Source organism: Variovorax durovernensis (genome assembly GCF_977011995.1).
Genome location: NZ_CDRNCW010000002.1, coordinates 401,473 through 414,601 on the forward strand (window position 1 = coordinate 401,473; position 13,129 = coordinate 414,601).

A 13,129-nucleotide genomic window follows, 5' to 3' on the forward strand; every position below is an offset into this window, starting at 1 on the left:
GGCACGCTCACGTGCCCACGCAGGAGACAAATACATGGCACAGAAGAACGTGGTCGTCATCATGTCCGATGAACACGATCCACGAATGATGGGCTGCTCGGGTCACCCCTTCGTCCAGACCCCGAATCTCGACGCACTTGCAGCGCGCGGCGTGCGCTTCGCCAGTGCCTACACCCCCAGCCCCATCTGCGTGCCGGCCCGCGCCGCCTTTGCTACGGGCCAGCGCGTGCACCAGCTGCGCCTGTGGGACAACGCCATGCCCTATACAGGCCAGCAACGCGGCTGGGGCCACGTGCTGCAGCAGCACGGTGTGCGCGTGGAAAGCATCGGCAAGCTGCACTACCGCAATGAGGAGGACCCGGCCGGCTTCGACGCCGAGCATCTGCCGATGCACGTGGTCGGCGGCCACGGCATGGTGTGGGCCTCGATCCGCAACCCGTATCGCCCGCGCCCCGACGGCCCGCGCATGCTGGGCGAACGCATCGGACCCGGCGAGTCGTCTTACACGCAATACGACCGGGCGGTGACGCAGCGCGCGGTCGAATGGCTGCACAAGGCCGGCACGCGCGGCGAAGAGGGCTTCGTGCTTTACGTGGGCCTCGTTGCGCCGCACTTTCCGCTCGTGGTGCCCGAGGAGTTCTACAAGCTCTACCCCACCGACCAGATGCCCGAGCCCAAGCTCACGGCTGCCAGTGGCTATGAGCGCCACCCGTGGGTGCAGGCGTACTGCGATTTCATGGGATCGGACGAGAAGTTCGTCGACGAGGCCGAGCGCCTGCGCGCCTTCTCGGCCTACTTCGGGCTGTGCACCTGGCTCGACCACAACGTGGGACAGATCCTCGGCGCGCTGCGCGGCGCCGGGCTCGAGGACACCACGCAGGTCATCTACACCTCGGACCACGGCGACAACCTGGGCGCGCGCGGCGTGTGGGGCAAGTCCACGCTCTACGAAGAAAGCGCGAAGGTGCCGATGCTCATCGCGGGCCCCGGCATCGCGCCTTCGGTCTGCGAAACGCCTGTCGACCTGCTCGACTTGTTCCCCACCATCTTGCAAGGCGCGGGCATCGACCCGGCACCCGAGATGGGCGAACGCCCCGGCCGCGCGCTGACCGACGTGGCCACCTCGGCACCCGATCTCGAACGCTCGATCCTCAGCGAGTACCATGCGGCCGGCAGCAACTCCGGCGGCTTCATGGTGCGCAAGGGCCGCTGGAAATACCACTTCTACGTGGGCTTCGCGCCAGAGCTTTTCGACCTGCGGGACGATCCCGAAGAGCTGCGCGACCTGGCAGCCAGCCCCGCGCACGCCGACGTGCTCGCGAAGATGCATGCAGCCTTGTGCGAGATCTGCGACCCGGTAGCCGTCGACCGCCAGGCACACGCCGACCAGGCCGCGCTCATCGAACACTACGGTGGTATCGAGGCGGCGCACAAACTGGGCTCGTCCACCTCGACGCCCGTCAAGTTGCCGGCTGCGGCCTGAGCCATGGACGCGCGTTCGGGCACGGTGCGGGCCGCCTGAAGCCGGATTCCCGACGAAGACAAAAACGGAGACACACGATGCAACGCAGAACCGCACTCACCGCATTAGGCGCGTCGATGCTGGGCGCCATGGCGCCCGCATGGGCGCAGGGCTTTCCCAACGCGCCCATCAAGCTCATCGTGCCGTACTCGGCCGGCGGCGGCGCCGATGCCGTGGCGCGCCTGCTCGCGCTGGGCATGGGCGAGGAACTGAAGCAAGGCGTGATCGTCGACAACCGCGCGGGCGCTGGCGGCATGGTCGGCGCCGAGGCCACGGCCAAGTCCGCTCCAGACGGCTACACAGTGCTGTTCGCGGGCAACCCCGAGCTCACCATCGTGCCGTGGCTGCATCCGAAGCTCTCCTATGCGCCACTGACAGACTTCACCCCCGTGGTCCTTGTGTCGCAGTCGCCGAACGTGCTGGTGGCCAATGCCTCACTGTCGGCGAAGACTTTGCGCGCCGCGCTCGACGTCGCGCGCAAGGCGCCCGGTGGTATCACCATCGGCACGCCGGGCAACGGCACGCCGCAGCACATCGCGGTCGAACTGCTGAAGCAACAGACCGGCATGGACATCGTGCACGTGCCCTACAAAGGCGCGAGCCCGGCCACCGTGGCGGCGCTGGGCGGCGAGGTGTCGTTCGCGCTCGTGGGCGCGCCGCCGCTGCTGCCGCACCTGACCTCAGGCAAGCTGGTGCCGCTGGCCGTGACGCAGCCCAGGCGTTCGCCCTTGCTGCCCGATGTGCCCACGCTGGGAGAGGCCATCGGCCTGATGCGCGACGGCGACTTCGTGGCCTGGTATGGCGTGCTGGTGCCCTCACGCACGCCGCCGGAGGTCGTCCAGCAATTGGAAAAGGCGGCCTTCGCAGTGCTGAAACGCCCGGACAGCAAGGCCAGGCTCGCAGCGCTTGGCACCGATCTGGTGGCGCTGCCAGGCGATCAGTTCGCCAAGCGCATGCGCAGCGAAAGCAAAATCTACGGGGAAATCATCAACCGCTTTGGCATCAAAGCCACCTGAGGTTGCCTGGATCCCGGCTTGATGCTGACCGCGCCGGGCAGCTAAACGCCGATGAAGGCCAACAACTGCGTAAAGGCCGGCGTGACCATCAAGTACCAACTAGCCGTCAGACCATCGTGCCGTAGACGATGAAGCCATCGTGCGACGCCACCTTGTCGTACAGCGTGCGGCCGGCCGTGTTCGTCACATGCGTCTGCCAGTACACCCGGTGGCCGCCGGCCTGCTTCACGCGCTCGTACACGCCGTGAATCAACTGGCGCCCGACGCCCCGGCCGCGCTCCGATGGCAGCGTGAACAGGTCCTGCAGGTAGCAGGTCGGCTCGATGCGGTTGGTGCTGCGGTGGAACAGGTAGTGCGTCATGCCGACCAGCTGGCCCTCACGTTCCGCGACCAGTGCGTGCACCGGCTCGTAGGCGTCGAAGAAGCGTTGCCACGTCACCTGTGTGATCTCGTCGGCCAGGGCCGTGGGGCCCTCGCGTCCGTAGAAGGCGTTGTAGCCGTCCCACAGCGGCTTCCATGCCGAATAGTCTTCCGCCACAGGAGGACGGATCAGGAGAGAAGAAGAGGTGGTCATGCGTCGCTGCTGCCTGTGCTTTGATGAAAAGAACAAGCCTGCGATTGCAACACGGCTTGCCTCAGGGCGAGAAAAAAGCCTTCAGCGCTTCTTCAGGCAACTGGCCGCGCAGGCCGATGGCGACGACACCCGCGCGCGCCTCGCCGACCGGCGGCATGGCCTTGCGCAGCGTGCCGTGGCGGCCGGCGAACTGCACCTGCGACCATTCATCGCCCGCGGCGCCGTGTCCGGTGCGCAGCACGCCCTTCAGGCGCAGCACGCCGGGCGGCATGTCGCGCATCCAAGCGCGCAGCATGGCGACGGAAATCACCGCTTCGGGCTGCGCGTTCCATGTCTGGAACAGTTCGCCGTGATCGGGTGCGCCGTGCGCGTGATGATCGTCGTGGCAGCCAGGCCCGCAGGCATGTGGCTGCGCGGCCGCCGCATGGGGCAGCCCCGACAGCAGCGCCAGCGGCACGGCCGATTCCACGGCCTGGATGCACGGCGTGCCCGGCGCGGTCGCCGCGACCCAGGCATTGGCGCCCGCCAGCGCGTCGGCGGATGCGATGTCCGCCTTGTTCACCACCACCAGGTCGGCCGACTTGACCTGCCGTGCCAGCATGTCCGCCAGCAGCGGGTCGCGCGACTGCTGTGCCGCCGCGCTTGCATCGACCAGCACGATGACGCCTTCCAGGCTCAGCTCCGGCGCCGCCATGCCGATCTGCGCGATGCGCCACGGGTCAGACACGCCGCTGGCCTCGATCACCACCGCATCGAACGGCGTTTCTGCTTCGATCACGCTCACCAGCGCCCGCCCCAGGTCGTCGCCGATCTGGCAGCACACGCAGCCGTTGGTCAGCGCCGTGGTGTCGCCGTGCGTGGCGGCGATGAGATCGGCGTCGATGTTGAGCGCGCCGAAGTCGTTCACCAGCACTGCCATGCGCAGCCCGTTCGCCTCGCGCAGCCACCGGTTGAGCAGCGTGGTCTTGCCCGCGCCCAGGAAGCCGCCAATGACCGTGAGCGGCAGGCGCTTCTTGTCGGTTGTCGAAGTGGTCACGCGGTCTTCAGCCCCGCTGCGCCTCGAACACGCGGCCCGACAGCACGGTGCCCCACACCCGCGCGTCCTTCAGCGCCATCGGGTCCATCTCCAGCGGGTCGTCTTCCAGCACGCAGAAGTCGGCGCGCTTGCCGCATTCGATGCTGCCGATCTCGCCATCGAGCTTCAGCGTCCAGGCCGCACCGAGCGTGATGGCGCGCAGCGCCTGCGGCACGGTGATGCGTTCCGCCTCGCCCAGCAGGCGGCCCTTGGGTGTGATGCGGTTCACGGCGCACCAGGCGGTGAACAGCGGGCCCAGCGGCGTCACCGGCGCGTCGGAGTGGATGGCCAGCGGCACGCCCGCCGCGAGCGCGCTGCCGCAGGCGTCGAGGCGGTTGGCGCGGTCGGGGCCCATGGTCATTTCATAGTGCTGGTCGCCCCAGTACCAGATGTGGTTGGCGAACAGGTTGGCACACAGGCCCAGCGAGGCCATGCGGCGGAACAGCGGCGCGTCGATCATCTGGCCGTGCTGCAGCGTGTGGCGGTGGTCGGGGCGCGGCGCGCGGGTCAGCACGCGGCCGATGGCGTCGATGGCCACTTCGCTTGCCTCGTCGCCGTTGGTGTGCGTGTGGATCGTGAGGCCGGCACGGTGGTAGGTCTCGAAGTCGGCCTCGTACTGCGCGGGCGCCGTCACCCAGATGCCGTTGGGCGCGCCGTTGAAATGCCCCGGCCAGCGCAGCCGCGCGGAGAAGCCCTGGATAGAGCCGTCGAGCATCATCTTCACCAGGCCGTAGCGCAGGCGGTCGGTGTTGCGCGGCACCAGCGACTTCACGTGCTCCGCGCCCTGTGCGGCGCCGTGCGTGCCGTGGAAGGCCTGGAACGCGGGCAGGATGCGCACCGCGAAGCCCTCGTCCTGCGTCACTTTCTCGAGCACGCCGCAGTCTTCTTCGGTGAGCTTGTTGACCAGGTCGGTCGCGGTGGTCACGCCCTGCAGGCAGGCCAGCCTGGCGAACGAACGCACGCCGGCCTCGGTCATCGGCGCGAGCAGGCCGGCGTTGCCGATCTTGCGCAGCACCAGGAACATGGCGGCCGGCTCCTGCAGTTCGCCCGTGGGTTCGCCTTCGTCCGCGCCTTCGGCGAACTTGACCACGCCTTCGACCTCCTTGTCGCGCGTGATCTCGGCAATGCGCAGCATGGCGCTGTTGACGTTCATCAGGTGCCCGTTGGCATGGCCGATGACGATGGGCCGCGTGGCGCTCGCGCGGTCGACGTGGTGCACCGTCATGCGCTCGCCGCCGAAGTAGATGGGGTCGAAGCCCCAGGCGACGAGCGGCTCGGTGTCGGGCACGCCATCCGCCGTCATCTTCGCGGCGACTTCCGCCAGGCGCGAGACCACCTCGTCCATCGAGCGCAGCCCGCTCCAGACCTTGCCTTCGGGGTCGCGGCGGTCGAACCAGCCCAGATACGTCCAGTCCCACATGCTGCCTTCCTTGAGGTGGCAGTGGCCCTCGACGAGGCCGGGCATCAGCACCTTGTCGGCGAAGCGCTCGTCCAGCGTGAAGGCGCCCCATGCCTGCATGTCGGCGAGCGAGCCGACGGCCAGCACGCGGCCGTCGCGCACCGCCACGTGGGTGGCGTGCGGCTGCATGGGGTTCATGGTGATGATCTTGCGGGCGGGGTAGACGGTGGTTGTTGTTGCTTGGCTCATGGCGACTCTGGAATCGAAAGAGGAGGGTGCGGCAGCCCGTCGACGACGTCGACACGCCGGCAGCGTACCCAGTGATCGGGCGCGACTTCGCGCAATGGCGGTAGCTCGGCCGCGCAGGCCGGCTCCGCCACCGGGCAGCGCCCGGCGAAGCGGCAGCCGGCGGGCGGGTTGATGGGGCTCGGCGGATCGCCGCTCAGCTTGATGCGGTGGGCCGCGCGCCGGCGCCCGCCGCTCACCGTGGGCACCGCCGACATTAGCGCCACGCTGTACGGATGCAACGGCCGCGCGAAGAAGCTGCGCCGCGGTGCGCGTTCGACGATCTGGCCGAGGTACATCACGGCGATGTCGTCGCAGATGTGCTCCACCACCGCCATGTCGTGAGAGATGAAGAGGTAGGTCAGCCCCAGTTCGCGCTGCAGCCGCGACAGCAGGTTCAGTATCTGCGCGCGTATCGCGATGTCCAGCGCCGATACCGGCTCGTCGCACACCACCAGCTCGGGGTTGGTGGCCAGCGCCCGCGCGATGTTGATGCGCTGGCGCTGCCCGCCCGAGAACTGGTGCGGAAACAGGTGCTGCTGCTCGGGCCGCAGGCCGACCGCCTCGAACAGCTCGGCCACGCGGCGCGTGCGTTCGTCGGGCGTGCCGACCCGCATGAGGTCCAGCGGTGCGCGCACCGCGGCACCCGCGCGCTCGCGCGGATTCAGCGAGGAGAACGGGTCCTGGAAGATGATCTGCATGCGCGTGCGTGCCTGCCGCAGCGCCTCGCCGCGCAGCGTGGCCAGGTCGGTGTCGCCGAGCCGCATGCGGCCCGAAGTGACGGGCGAAAGCCGCATCACCGCGAGCGCGGTCGTGGTCTTGCCCGAACCCGATTCGCCCACCACCGCGAGCGTGCTGCCGCGCCGGATCTCGAAGGACACGCCGTCCACCGCCTTCACCACCTCGGGCGCGCGGCCCCAGCCGGCCTTGCCGCGCGGAAAGTGCACCTTCAGGTCATCGACCGAAAGCAGCACGTCGGTCTTGCCGATGAATGTCATGCGGCCTCCCGTTGGCGCTGGTCGAGGGTCTGCGCATGCAGCCAGCAGGCAGCGCCGTGCGGGATGCCGGGTGCGATTTCGCCATGCACCACGAACATGGGCGGCACTTCCGTCGCGCAGCGCGCCAGCGCGCGCGGGCAGCGTTCGCGGAATGCGCAGCCCGTGCCCAGCTCCCAGATCGAGGGCACCACGCCCGCGATCTCGGCAAGGTCCTCGCGCGCGCCGTCGCCATATGCCGCGCTGCTGCCCAGCTCCGGCAGGCAGTCGATCAGCCCGCGCGTGTAGGGATGGCCGGGCTCCGACAGCACCTGCTCCGTCGTGCCCTGTTCGATGACGCGGCCGGCGTACATCACCATCACGCGGTCGGCCATCTCGGCCACCGCGCCCATGTCGTGGGTGATGAGCATGATGGCCGTGCCCTTGTCGCGCTGCAGCTCGCGCAGCAGGTCGAAGATCTGCGCCTGCACCGTCACGTCGAGCGCAGTGGTGGGCTCGTCGGCAATCAGGATGTCGGGCCGGCAGGCCAGCGCCATCGCGATCATCACGCGCTGGCGCATGCCACCGGAGAGCTGATGCGGGTACTCGTCCACGCGCCGCTCCGGAGCCGGAATGCCGACCTGCCGCAGCATCTCGATGGCACGCCCGCGCGCCGCGTGCGCGTTCATGCCGGCGTGCAGCCGCAGCGATTCGCCGATCTGGTCGCCAACGCTGAACACCGGGTTCAGCGAGGTCATGGGCTCCTGGAAGATCATCGAGATGCGGTTGCCGCGCACTTCGCGCATGCGGGCATCGCTGGCCTGCACCAGGTCTTCGCCCTGGAACATCACCTGCCCGCTGCGGATTCGCCCGGGCGGCGAGGGAATGAGCCGCAGCAGTGCCAGCGCCGTCATGCTCTTGCCGCAGCCCGACTCGCCGACCACGCACAGCGTTTCGCCGGCGCGGATCTCGAAGTCGACCCCGTTGAGCACCAGTGCCTGGCCGCGGCGGGTCTTGAACTCGACGTGCAGGTCCTGCACGCGCAGCATTGCGTCGTTTTGCGCGGCCATCAGCGCTCTCTCAGCTTCGGGTTGAGTGCATCGTTCAGTCCGTCGCCGATGAGGCTGACGGCCAGCACGGTGATGAAGATCGCCGCGCCGGGGAAGGCCACGGCCCACCAGCAAGACAAAACGTATTGCCGGCTGGAGCCGATCATCAGGCCCCAGCTCATCTGGTTGGGGTCGCCCAGGCCGAGAAAGGAAAGGCCCGCCTCGAACAGGATGGCGGCGCCGATCGCCAGCGTGGCCGACACCACCAGCGGCGGCAGCGCGTTGGGAAGAATCACCTTCCAGATGATGCGTGCGTCGCCCGCGCCGATGGCCCGTTCGGCCCGCACGAACTCCAGCCCGCGGTACTTCATGAACTCGGCGCGCGTGAGCCGTGCGGTGCCGGTCCAGCTCACGATGCCGATGGCCAGCGTCACCGTCACCAGCGTGGGCGAGAACAGCGTGACCACCACCATCGCGAACAGCAGCGCGGGCAGCACCTGGAAGAACTCGGTGAGCTTCATCAGCGCGGCATCGATCTTGCCGCCGTAGTAGCCGGCGAAGGCGCCGAGCGTGATGCCGATCAGCACCGACAGCAGCGCGGCCACCGCGCCCACCAGCAGCGTGGCGCGCCCGCCGTAGATCAGCGCGGTGAGCACGTCGCGGCCCAGGTAGTCGCTGCCGAGCCAGGCGTCCTCGCTGAAGGGTGGGGTGAGCGGCGCGGCCTTGATCTCGAACGGGTCGGCCGGGTAGAGCCACGGCCCGGCGATGGCCACCACCAGCACGATCAGCAGCATGGCCATGCCGGCGATGGCGGCGGGGTTGCGCAGGAACATGCGCATCGCCTCCATGCCGGGGTGTTCCACGCGCACCGGCGGCCTGGTGGCGGGTTTGGAAGCGGAAGCAACAGGAGGCATCGCGATGACCTTGCTCATGAGGCCTTGATCCGTGGGTCGATGAAGCGGTAGCACAGGTCGGTGAGCTGGTTCATCACCACCACCACGACGGAAGAGAACAGCAGCACGCCGAGGATGGTCGGGTAGTCGCGCCGCAGCACCGACTCGAAGGCCAGCCGGCCGAGGCCCGGCCAGTTGAACACCGTCTCCACCAGGATGGCGCCCGCCAGCACGTTGCCGAACTGCAGCCCCAGCACCGTGACCACCGGCAGCAGCGCATTGCGCAGCGCATGCTTGTAGAGCACCACGCGGTCGGCCAGCCCCTTGGCGCGCGCCGTGCGGATGAAGTCCGAGCCCAGCACGTCGAGCATCGACGAGCGCGCGAGCCGGCTGTATTGCGCGAGGTACACCAGGCTCAGCGTGAGCGTGGGCAGTACCAGGTGCTGCGCCACGTCGAGCATGTCCGCGAAGCCGCCGGCGCCCGTCGAGTCGATGGAGCGCATGCCCGCGACAGGAAGAATCGGAAACACCGAGGCCAGCAGGATCACCAGCATGATCCCCAGCCAGAACACCGGCGCCGCAAAGCCCACCAGCGACAGCACGGTGATGAACTGCGAGAGCCACCCGTTGGGCTTGCGCGACGACAGCACGCCCAGCGCCGTGCCCGCGAAGAACGCCAGCAGCACGGAACTCAAGACCAGCAGAAGGGTGGCCGGCACGCGTTCGGCAATCATCTGCGTTACCGGCAGGTTGAAGAAGTACGAGTAGCCCAGGTCGCCGCGCGCCACCTTGCCCAGGTACACGGCCAGCTGCACCGGCAGCGACTTGTCGAGCCCGTACTGCGTGCGCAGCTGCGCCATCAGCTCGGGCGACATGCCGCCGCTGGCGCCGGCAATGGTTTCCACCGGGTCGCCCGGCGCGGCGTGCACCAGCACGAAGTTGAGCACCACCACCGCGATCACCAGGCCCAGGGCCTGGAGAAGTCGCGAGGCGGCATGGCGCAGAAGTGGCAGCATGCCCATGACCGCCCGCCTTACTTGAAGTACACCTCGTCCAGCGGCGACAACGGCCCCCAGATGGTGACCGGCACGTTGACCACCTTCTTGCTGGCTACGGTGTGGTAGGGCACCTGGTTGATGAATTCGATCGGCAGCTCGTCGGTCACGATTTTCTGGAAGGTGGCGTAGTAGGCCTTGCGCTGCGTCGCGTCGATCAGGCCGCCGGCGGTGTTGAGCAGCTCATCGACCTTCGGGTTGGCATACGACTGCGTGTTGGTCCAGACGATGGGCTTGATGTTGGTCGACAGGTAGGTGCGGTGCACGCCGATGATCGGGTCGCCCCAGTTGAAGACCGTGTCCATCGACATGTCGAAGTCGTGCGAGGCGAGCCGCTTGGCCCAGGCCGGAAAGTCGGCCGAGGCGCGCACCTCCACCGTGATGCCCACTTTCTTGAGCTGGCCGCGGATGTACTCGGCCACGTTCTTCTGCTGGTCGTCCACGCCGGGCAGGTAGTCGATGGTGAGCTTGAAGCGCTCGCCGCCCGCGCCTGCCTTGTAGCCCGCGGCGTCGAGCATCTCGCCGGCCTTCTTCAGGTCGAGCGGGTAGCGCACCAGGTCGGGCACGGCGAACGGGCTGCTGGCCACCAGCGGGCCGTCGGACACGGTAGCGAAGCCGCCCATCAGCGCCTTGGTGATGAAGTTCTTGTCGATGGCAGTGGCGATGGCCTTGCGCACCTGCACGTCTGACAGCGGCTTCTTCGCCGTGTTGAATGCCAGCCAGTTGAGCGCGCCGATGCCGTCGTAGCCCTTGGGCGTGAGCGACATCTTCGGGTCGTTGGCCAGGCGCTTCAGGTCGGTGGGCAGCGTGGCGAAGGGCACCATCTGGATGTCGCCGCGCTCCAGGCCGAGCATCAGGCTCGCCGAGTCAGGGGTGATGTTGATGATGACCTTGTCGAGGTAGGGCCGCCCCGGAATGAAGAACTTGTCGAAGCGCTCCAGCACCACGCGCTGCGCGGGCTTGAACTCGGTCACGCGGAATGGTCCCGAGCCGATCACGTCGGTGGTGTTGCGCGGGTGGTTCTTCAGGTCTTGTCCGTCGCCGTAGATGTGCTTCGGAAGAATCGGGCACAGCGCAGGCGACATCGCCAGCACGATGGCGGGGTGCGGCACGCTCATGCGCACGACGGCGGTGTAGGGGTCGGGCGTGTCCACTTTCTCGACCGGGCCCATCATGGTGGTGAAGGGGTGGTTGGCCTTGATGGCCAGGATGGAGAAGGCCACGTCGGCTGATGTAACGGGCTTGCCGTCGTGGAACAGCGCGTCCTTGCGCAGCTTGAGCGTGAGCGACTTGCCGTCGTCCGCCAGCTTCCATGACTCGGCCAGGTAGGGCTGCGGGTTCCACTTGTCGTCGAAGCGCAGCGGGCTCGCGAAGATCTGCGTCGACGGCATGGCGGTGGCGATGCCCGACTGCACCGCGCCGTTCAGGTGCCGGGGCGTCTGCGTGCTGCCGATCACCAGCGTGCCGCCGCGCCTGGGCTCGTCGGCCGCGAAGACGGACAGCGGCAGCAGGGTGCCTGCCGCCGCAATGCTGGCGGACAGCAGGGTGGCTCGGCGCGAGAAGACTGGAAGCTCGGGAACGGGGATCGGCATGACAGGACCTCAGGGGAGTTCGACACAGGCAATCGGATTCGGCCCCGCTGAAGCAAAGGCCTTGGTGTCGAAGATAGGCGCTCGCCGCATGGCGGCGAAGAGCCAACGCGGCGCGACTCGCAGGGCCAGAAGGGGCGGGTTTGCCCCGTTGTGCGGCAGGCTGGTGCACTGGCCTGCGCCACTTCGGGGAATGCGTGCCTACTTCTCGTCGCGCAGCCAGTACCACTTGTAGAGCATGCGCTGCCCGATGCGCCGGAACGGCGCGAACGCGCGCGACTCGACCAGCCCCAGCACATTGGGGAAGGGCAGCGGCGAGCGGTAGATGGGCAACTCGAAAACCTCCCGGCCCGCGTCCTTGCCCGCGATACGTTCGGCGAGCCGCTTGCCGGCCCAGGTCGAGAAGGAAACGCCGTTGCCGCCGTAGCCCACCGCGTACCAGATCTTCTCGCCGGCGTCGGGCTGCGTGATGCGCGGCATCATGTCGTGGCTCATGTCGACCCAGCCCCACCACGAGTAGTCGATGCGGATGCCCGCCAGCGGCGGGAACTTGCGGGCGATGGCGTCGGTGAGCAGCTTCAGGTGCACCGGGTGCTCGGCGTCGGCGCCGCTCACCGAGCTGCGGCTGCCGATCTGCAGCCGGTTGCCCTTGAGCAGGCGGTAGTAGAAGCGCAGCGTGCGCGTGTCGGTCAGGAAGGTCTGCGACCTGAAGTTGGTGGCCTGCAGTTCGGCGTCGGTGAGCGGGCGCGTGACCACCGAGTTCGACAGGATCGGCATGATCCGGTTCTTCAGCATCGGGTTCAGCGCCTGCCCTGTGTAGCCGCCGGTGCACACCGCCACGCGGCGCGCGCGCACCGTGCCGGCGGGCGTGCGCAGGTGGTGCACGCCGTCGACGGTGTGCCAGCCTTGCACCGGGCTCGAGGTATGCACCGTCACGCCCAGCGCGCGGGCCCGTTGCATCAGTCCGAAGGTGAACTTCAACGGGTGGATGCCGATGCCCTCGGCCTCATACATTGCGCCCACCGTCTCGCGCTCGTCGCAGTAGTCGCGGCGCACCTCTTCGGCGCTCATCATGCGGGTGGCATAGCCGAACTGTTCGCGCATCAGGCGCGCCTCGGCATCGAGGATCGGCAACTTCTCTGGCCGGTGCGCCAGGTAGAGGTGGCCGCCGTCGAAGGCGTCGCAGTCGATCTGCGTTGTGAGGTGGCGGAAGTTCTCGAAGCCGCCGCGGATTTCGGCGTCCAGCCGCCTGGCGGTGTCGATGCCCCAGCGCGCGATCCACTGCGAACGCTTGAGGCGGCCGCTTGCGTTCTGTCCCTGGCCGCCGCTGCGGCTGGAGCAGCCCCACGCGGCCTGGTTGGCCTCGAGCACCGTGGCGCGAATGCCGTGCTCCTGCGCCAGGTAGAGCGCGGTCGACATGCCGGTGGCGCCCGAGCCGATGATGGCCACGTCGACATCGATGTCGCGCACCAGCGGGCCGTCGTCGTCGGGCGGCGTGCCTGCGCTGGCCACCCACCAGGTCGGCGCGTAGGCGCGGCCGGCGCCGGGGTCGGGGGCGTGCAGCGGGTCGTACTGCGGGTCGTAGGGGCGAAACGGTGCCTGTGTCGGCTGCTGCTCGAACGATGCGCCGTCGATGGCGGCGCTGGCGGTGGCGAACTGCGCGGTGCCTGTCATGGTCATGAAGGGCTCCAGGAAGAG

At 68.4% G+C, this 13,129-nt stretch carries 11 protein-coding genes; 2 read left to right on the forward strand and 9 right to left on the reverse strand.

What is annotated here, in order from left to right; genetic code table 11:
• Positions 1-34: 34 nt before the first annotated feature.
• Together ACWV14_RS33855 and ACWV14_RS33860 are read left to right on the forward strand one after the other, a co-directional pair.
• Positions 35-1,483, forward strand: coding sequence for a sulfatase-like hydrolase/transferase (locus tag ACWV14_RS33855; protein ID WP_454908189.1), 1,449 nt, complete (start codon positions 35-37; stop codon positions 1,481-1,483).
• Positions 1,484-1,560: 77 nt separating this feature from the next.
• Entirely contained in the window at positions 1,561-2,538 is a 978-nt protein-coding gene (locus ACWV14_RS33860; protein ID WP_454908190.1) for a Bug family tripartite tricarboxylate transporter substrate binding protein, read from the forward strand.
• A gap of 106 nt (positions 2,539-2,644) precedes the next feature.
• Here ACWV14_RS33860 and ACWV14_RS33865 read toward each other — a convergent pair whose 3' ends face one another.
• The 9 genes from ACWV14_RS33865 to ACWV14_RS33905 all read right to left on the reverse strand — a co-directional run bounded on the left by ACWV14_RS33865 (position 2,645) and on the right by ACWV14_RS33905 (position 13,111).
• The gene (locus ACWV14_RS33865; RefSeq protein ID WP_454908191.1) at positions 2,645-3,112 is read right to left on the reverse strand and encodes an N-acetyltransferase family protein; all 468 of its coding nucleotides are present in this window, start codon (positions 3,110-3,112) and stop codon (positions 2,645-2,647) included.
• Between the two features lie 61 nt (positions 3,113-3,173).
• Positions 3,174-4,148, reverse strand: coding sequence for a CobW family GTP-binding protein (locus ACWV14_RS33870; RefSeq protein WP_454908192.1), 975 nt, complete (start codon positions 4,146-4,148; stop codon positions 3,174-3,176).
• A 7-nt stretch (positions 4,149-4,155) separates the two neighbouring features.
• Positions 4,156-5,835 (reverse strand): amidohydrolase, encoded by a 1,680-nt coding sequence (locus ACWV14_RS33875; RefSeq protein ID WP_454908193.1) that lies wholly within the window; start codon positions 5,833-5,835, stop codon positions 4,156-4,158.
• Positions 5,832-6,869 (reverse strand): ABC transporter ATP-binding protein, encoded by a 1,038-nt coding sequence (locus ACWV14_RS33880; RefSeq protein ID WP_454908194.1) that lies wholly within the window; start codon positions 6,867-6,869, stop codon positions 5,832-5,834. The genes ACWV14_RS33875 and ACWV14_RS33880 overlap by 4 nt, the downstream gene beginning before the upstream one ends.
• Positions 6,866-7,915 carry an ABC transporter ATP-binding protein gene (locus ACWV14_RS33885; protein ID WP_454908195.1) on the reverse strand — a complete coding sequence of 350 codons (1,050 nt, stop codon included), beginning with the start codon at positions 7,913-7,915 and terminating at the stop codon, positions 6,866-6,868. The genes ACWV14_RS33880 and ACWV14_RS33885 overlap by 4 nt, the downstream gene beginning before the upstream one ends.
• Positions 7,915-8,808 (reverse strand): ABC transporter permease, encoded by an 894-nt coding sequence (locus ACWV14_RS33890; protein ID WP_454908817.1) that lies wholly within the window; start codon positions 8,806-8,808, stop codon positions 7,915-7,917. Before ACWV14_RS33890 ends, ACWV14_RS33885 begins: the two co-directional genes overlap by 1 nt.
• A gap of 14 nt (positions 8,809-8,822) precedes the next feature.
• Positions 8,823-9,809 (reverse strand): ABC transporter permease, encoded by a 987-nt coding sequence (locus ACWV14_RS33895; protein WP_454908196.1) that lies wholly within the window; start codon positions 9,807-9,809, stop codon positions 8,823-8,825.
• An 11-nt stretch (positions 9,810-9,820) separates the two neighbouring features.
• The gene (locus ACWV14_RS33900; RefSeq protein ID WP_454908197.1) at positions 9,821-11,434 is read right to left on the reverse strand and encodes an ABC transporter substrate-binding protein; all 1,614 of its coding nucleotides are present in this window, start codon (positions 11,432-11,434) and stop codon (positions 9,821-9,823) included.
• Positions 11,435-11,632: 198 nt separating this feature from the next.
• Positions 11,633-13,111, reverse strand: coding sequence for an FAD-dependent oxidoreductase (locus ACWV14_RS33905; RefSeq protein ID WP_454908198.1), 1,479 nt, complete (start codon positions 13,109-13,111; stop codon positions 11,633-11,635).
• Positions 13,112-13,129 lie beyond the last annotated feature (18 nt).

Bases quoted from the DNA above. Each gene is read 5' to 3' on its own strand.
- ACWV14_RS33855 (WP_454908189.1), top strand. From the start codon at position 35: ATGGCACAGAAGAACGTGGTCGTCATCATGTCCGATGAACACGATCCA.
- ACWV14_RS33860 (WP_454908190.1), top strand. From the start codon at position 1,561: ATGCAACGCAGAACCGCACTCACCGCATTAGGCGCGTCGATGCTGGGC.
- ACWV14_RS33865 (WP_454908191.1), bottom strand. From the start codon at position 3,112: ATGACCACCTCTTCTTCTCTCCTGATCCGTCCTCCTGTGGCGGAAGAC.
- ACWV14_RS33875 (WP_454908193.1), bottom strand. From the start codon at position 5,835: ATGAGCCAAGCAACAACAACCACCGTCTACCCCGCCCGCAAGATCATC.
- ACWV14_RS33880 (WP_454908194.1), bottom strand. From the start codon at position 6,869: ATGACATTCATCGGCAAGACCGACGTGCTGCTTTCGGTCGATGACCTG.
- ACWV14_RS33885 (WP_454908195.1), bottom strand. From the start codon at position 7,915: ATGGCCGCGCAAAACGACGCAATGCTGCGCGTGCAGGACCTGCACGTC.
- ACWV14_RS33890 (WP_454908817.1), bottom strand. From the start codon at position 8,808: ATGCCTCCTGTTGCTTCCGCTTCCAAACCCGCCACCAGGCCGCCGGTG.
- ACWV14_RS33895 (WP_454908196.1), bottom strand. From the start codon at position 9,809: ATGGGCATGCTGCCACTTCTGCGCCATGCCGCCTCGCGACTTCTCCAG.
- ACWV14_RS33900 (WP_454908197.1), bottom strand. From the start codon at position 11,434: ATGCCGATCCCCGTTCCCGAGCTTCCAGTCTTCTCGCGCCGAGCCACC.
- ACWV14_RS33905 (WP_454908198.1), bottom strand. From the start codon at position 13,111: ATGACCATGACAGGCACCGCGCAGTTCGCCACCGCCAGCGCCGCCATC.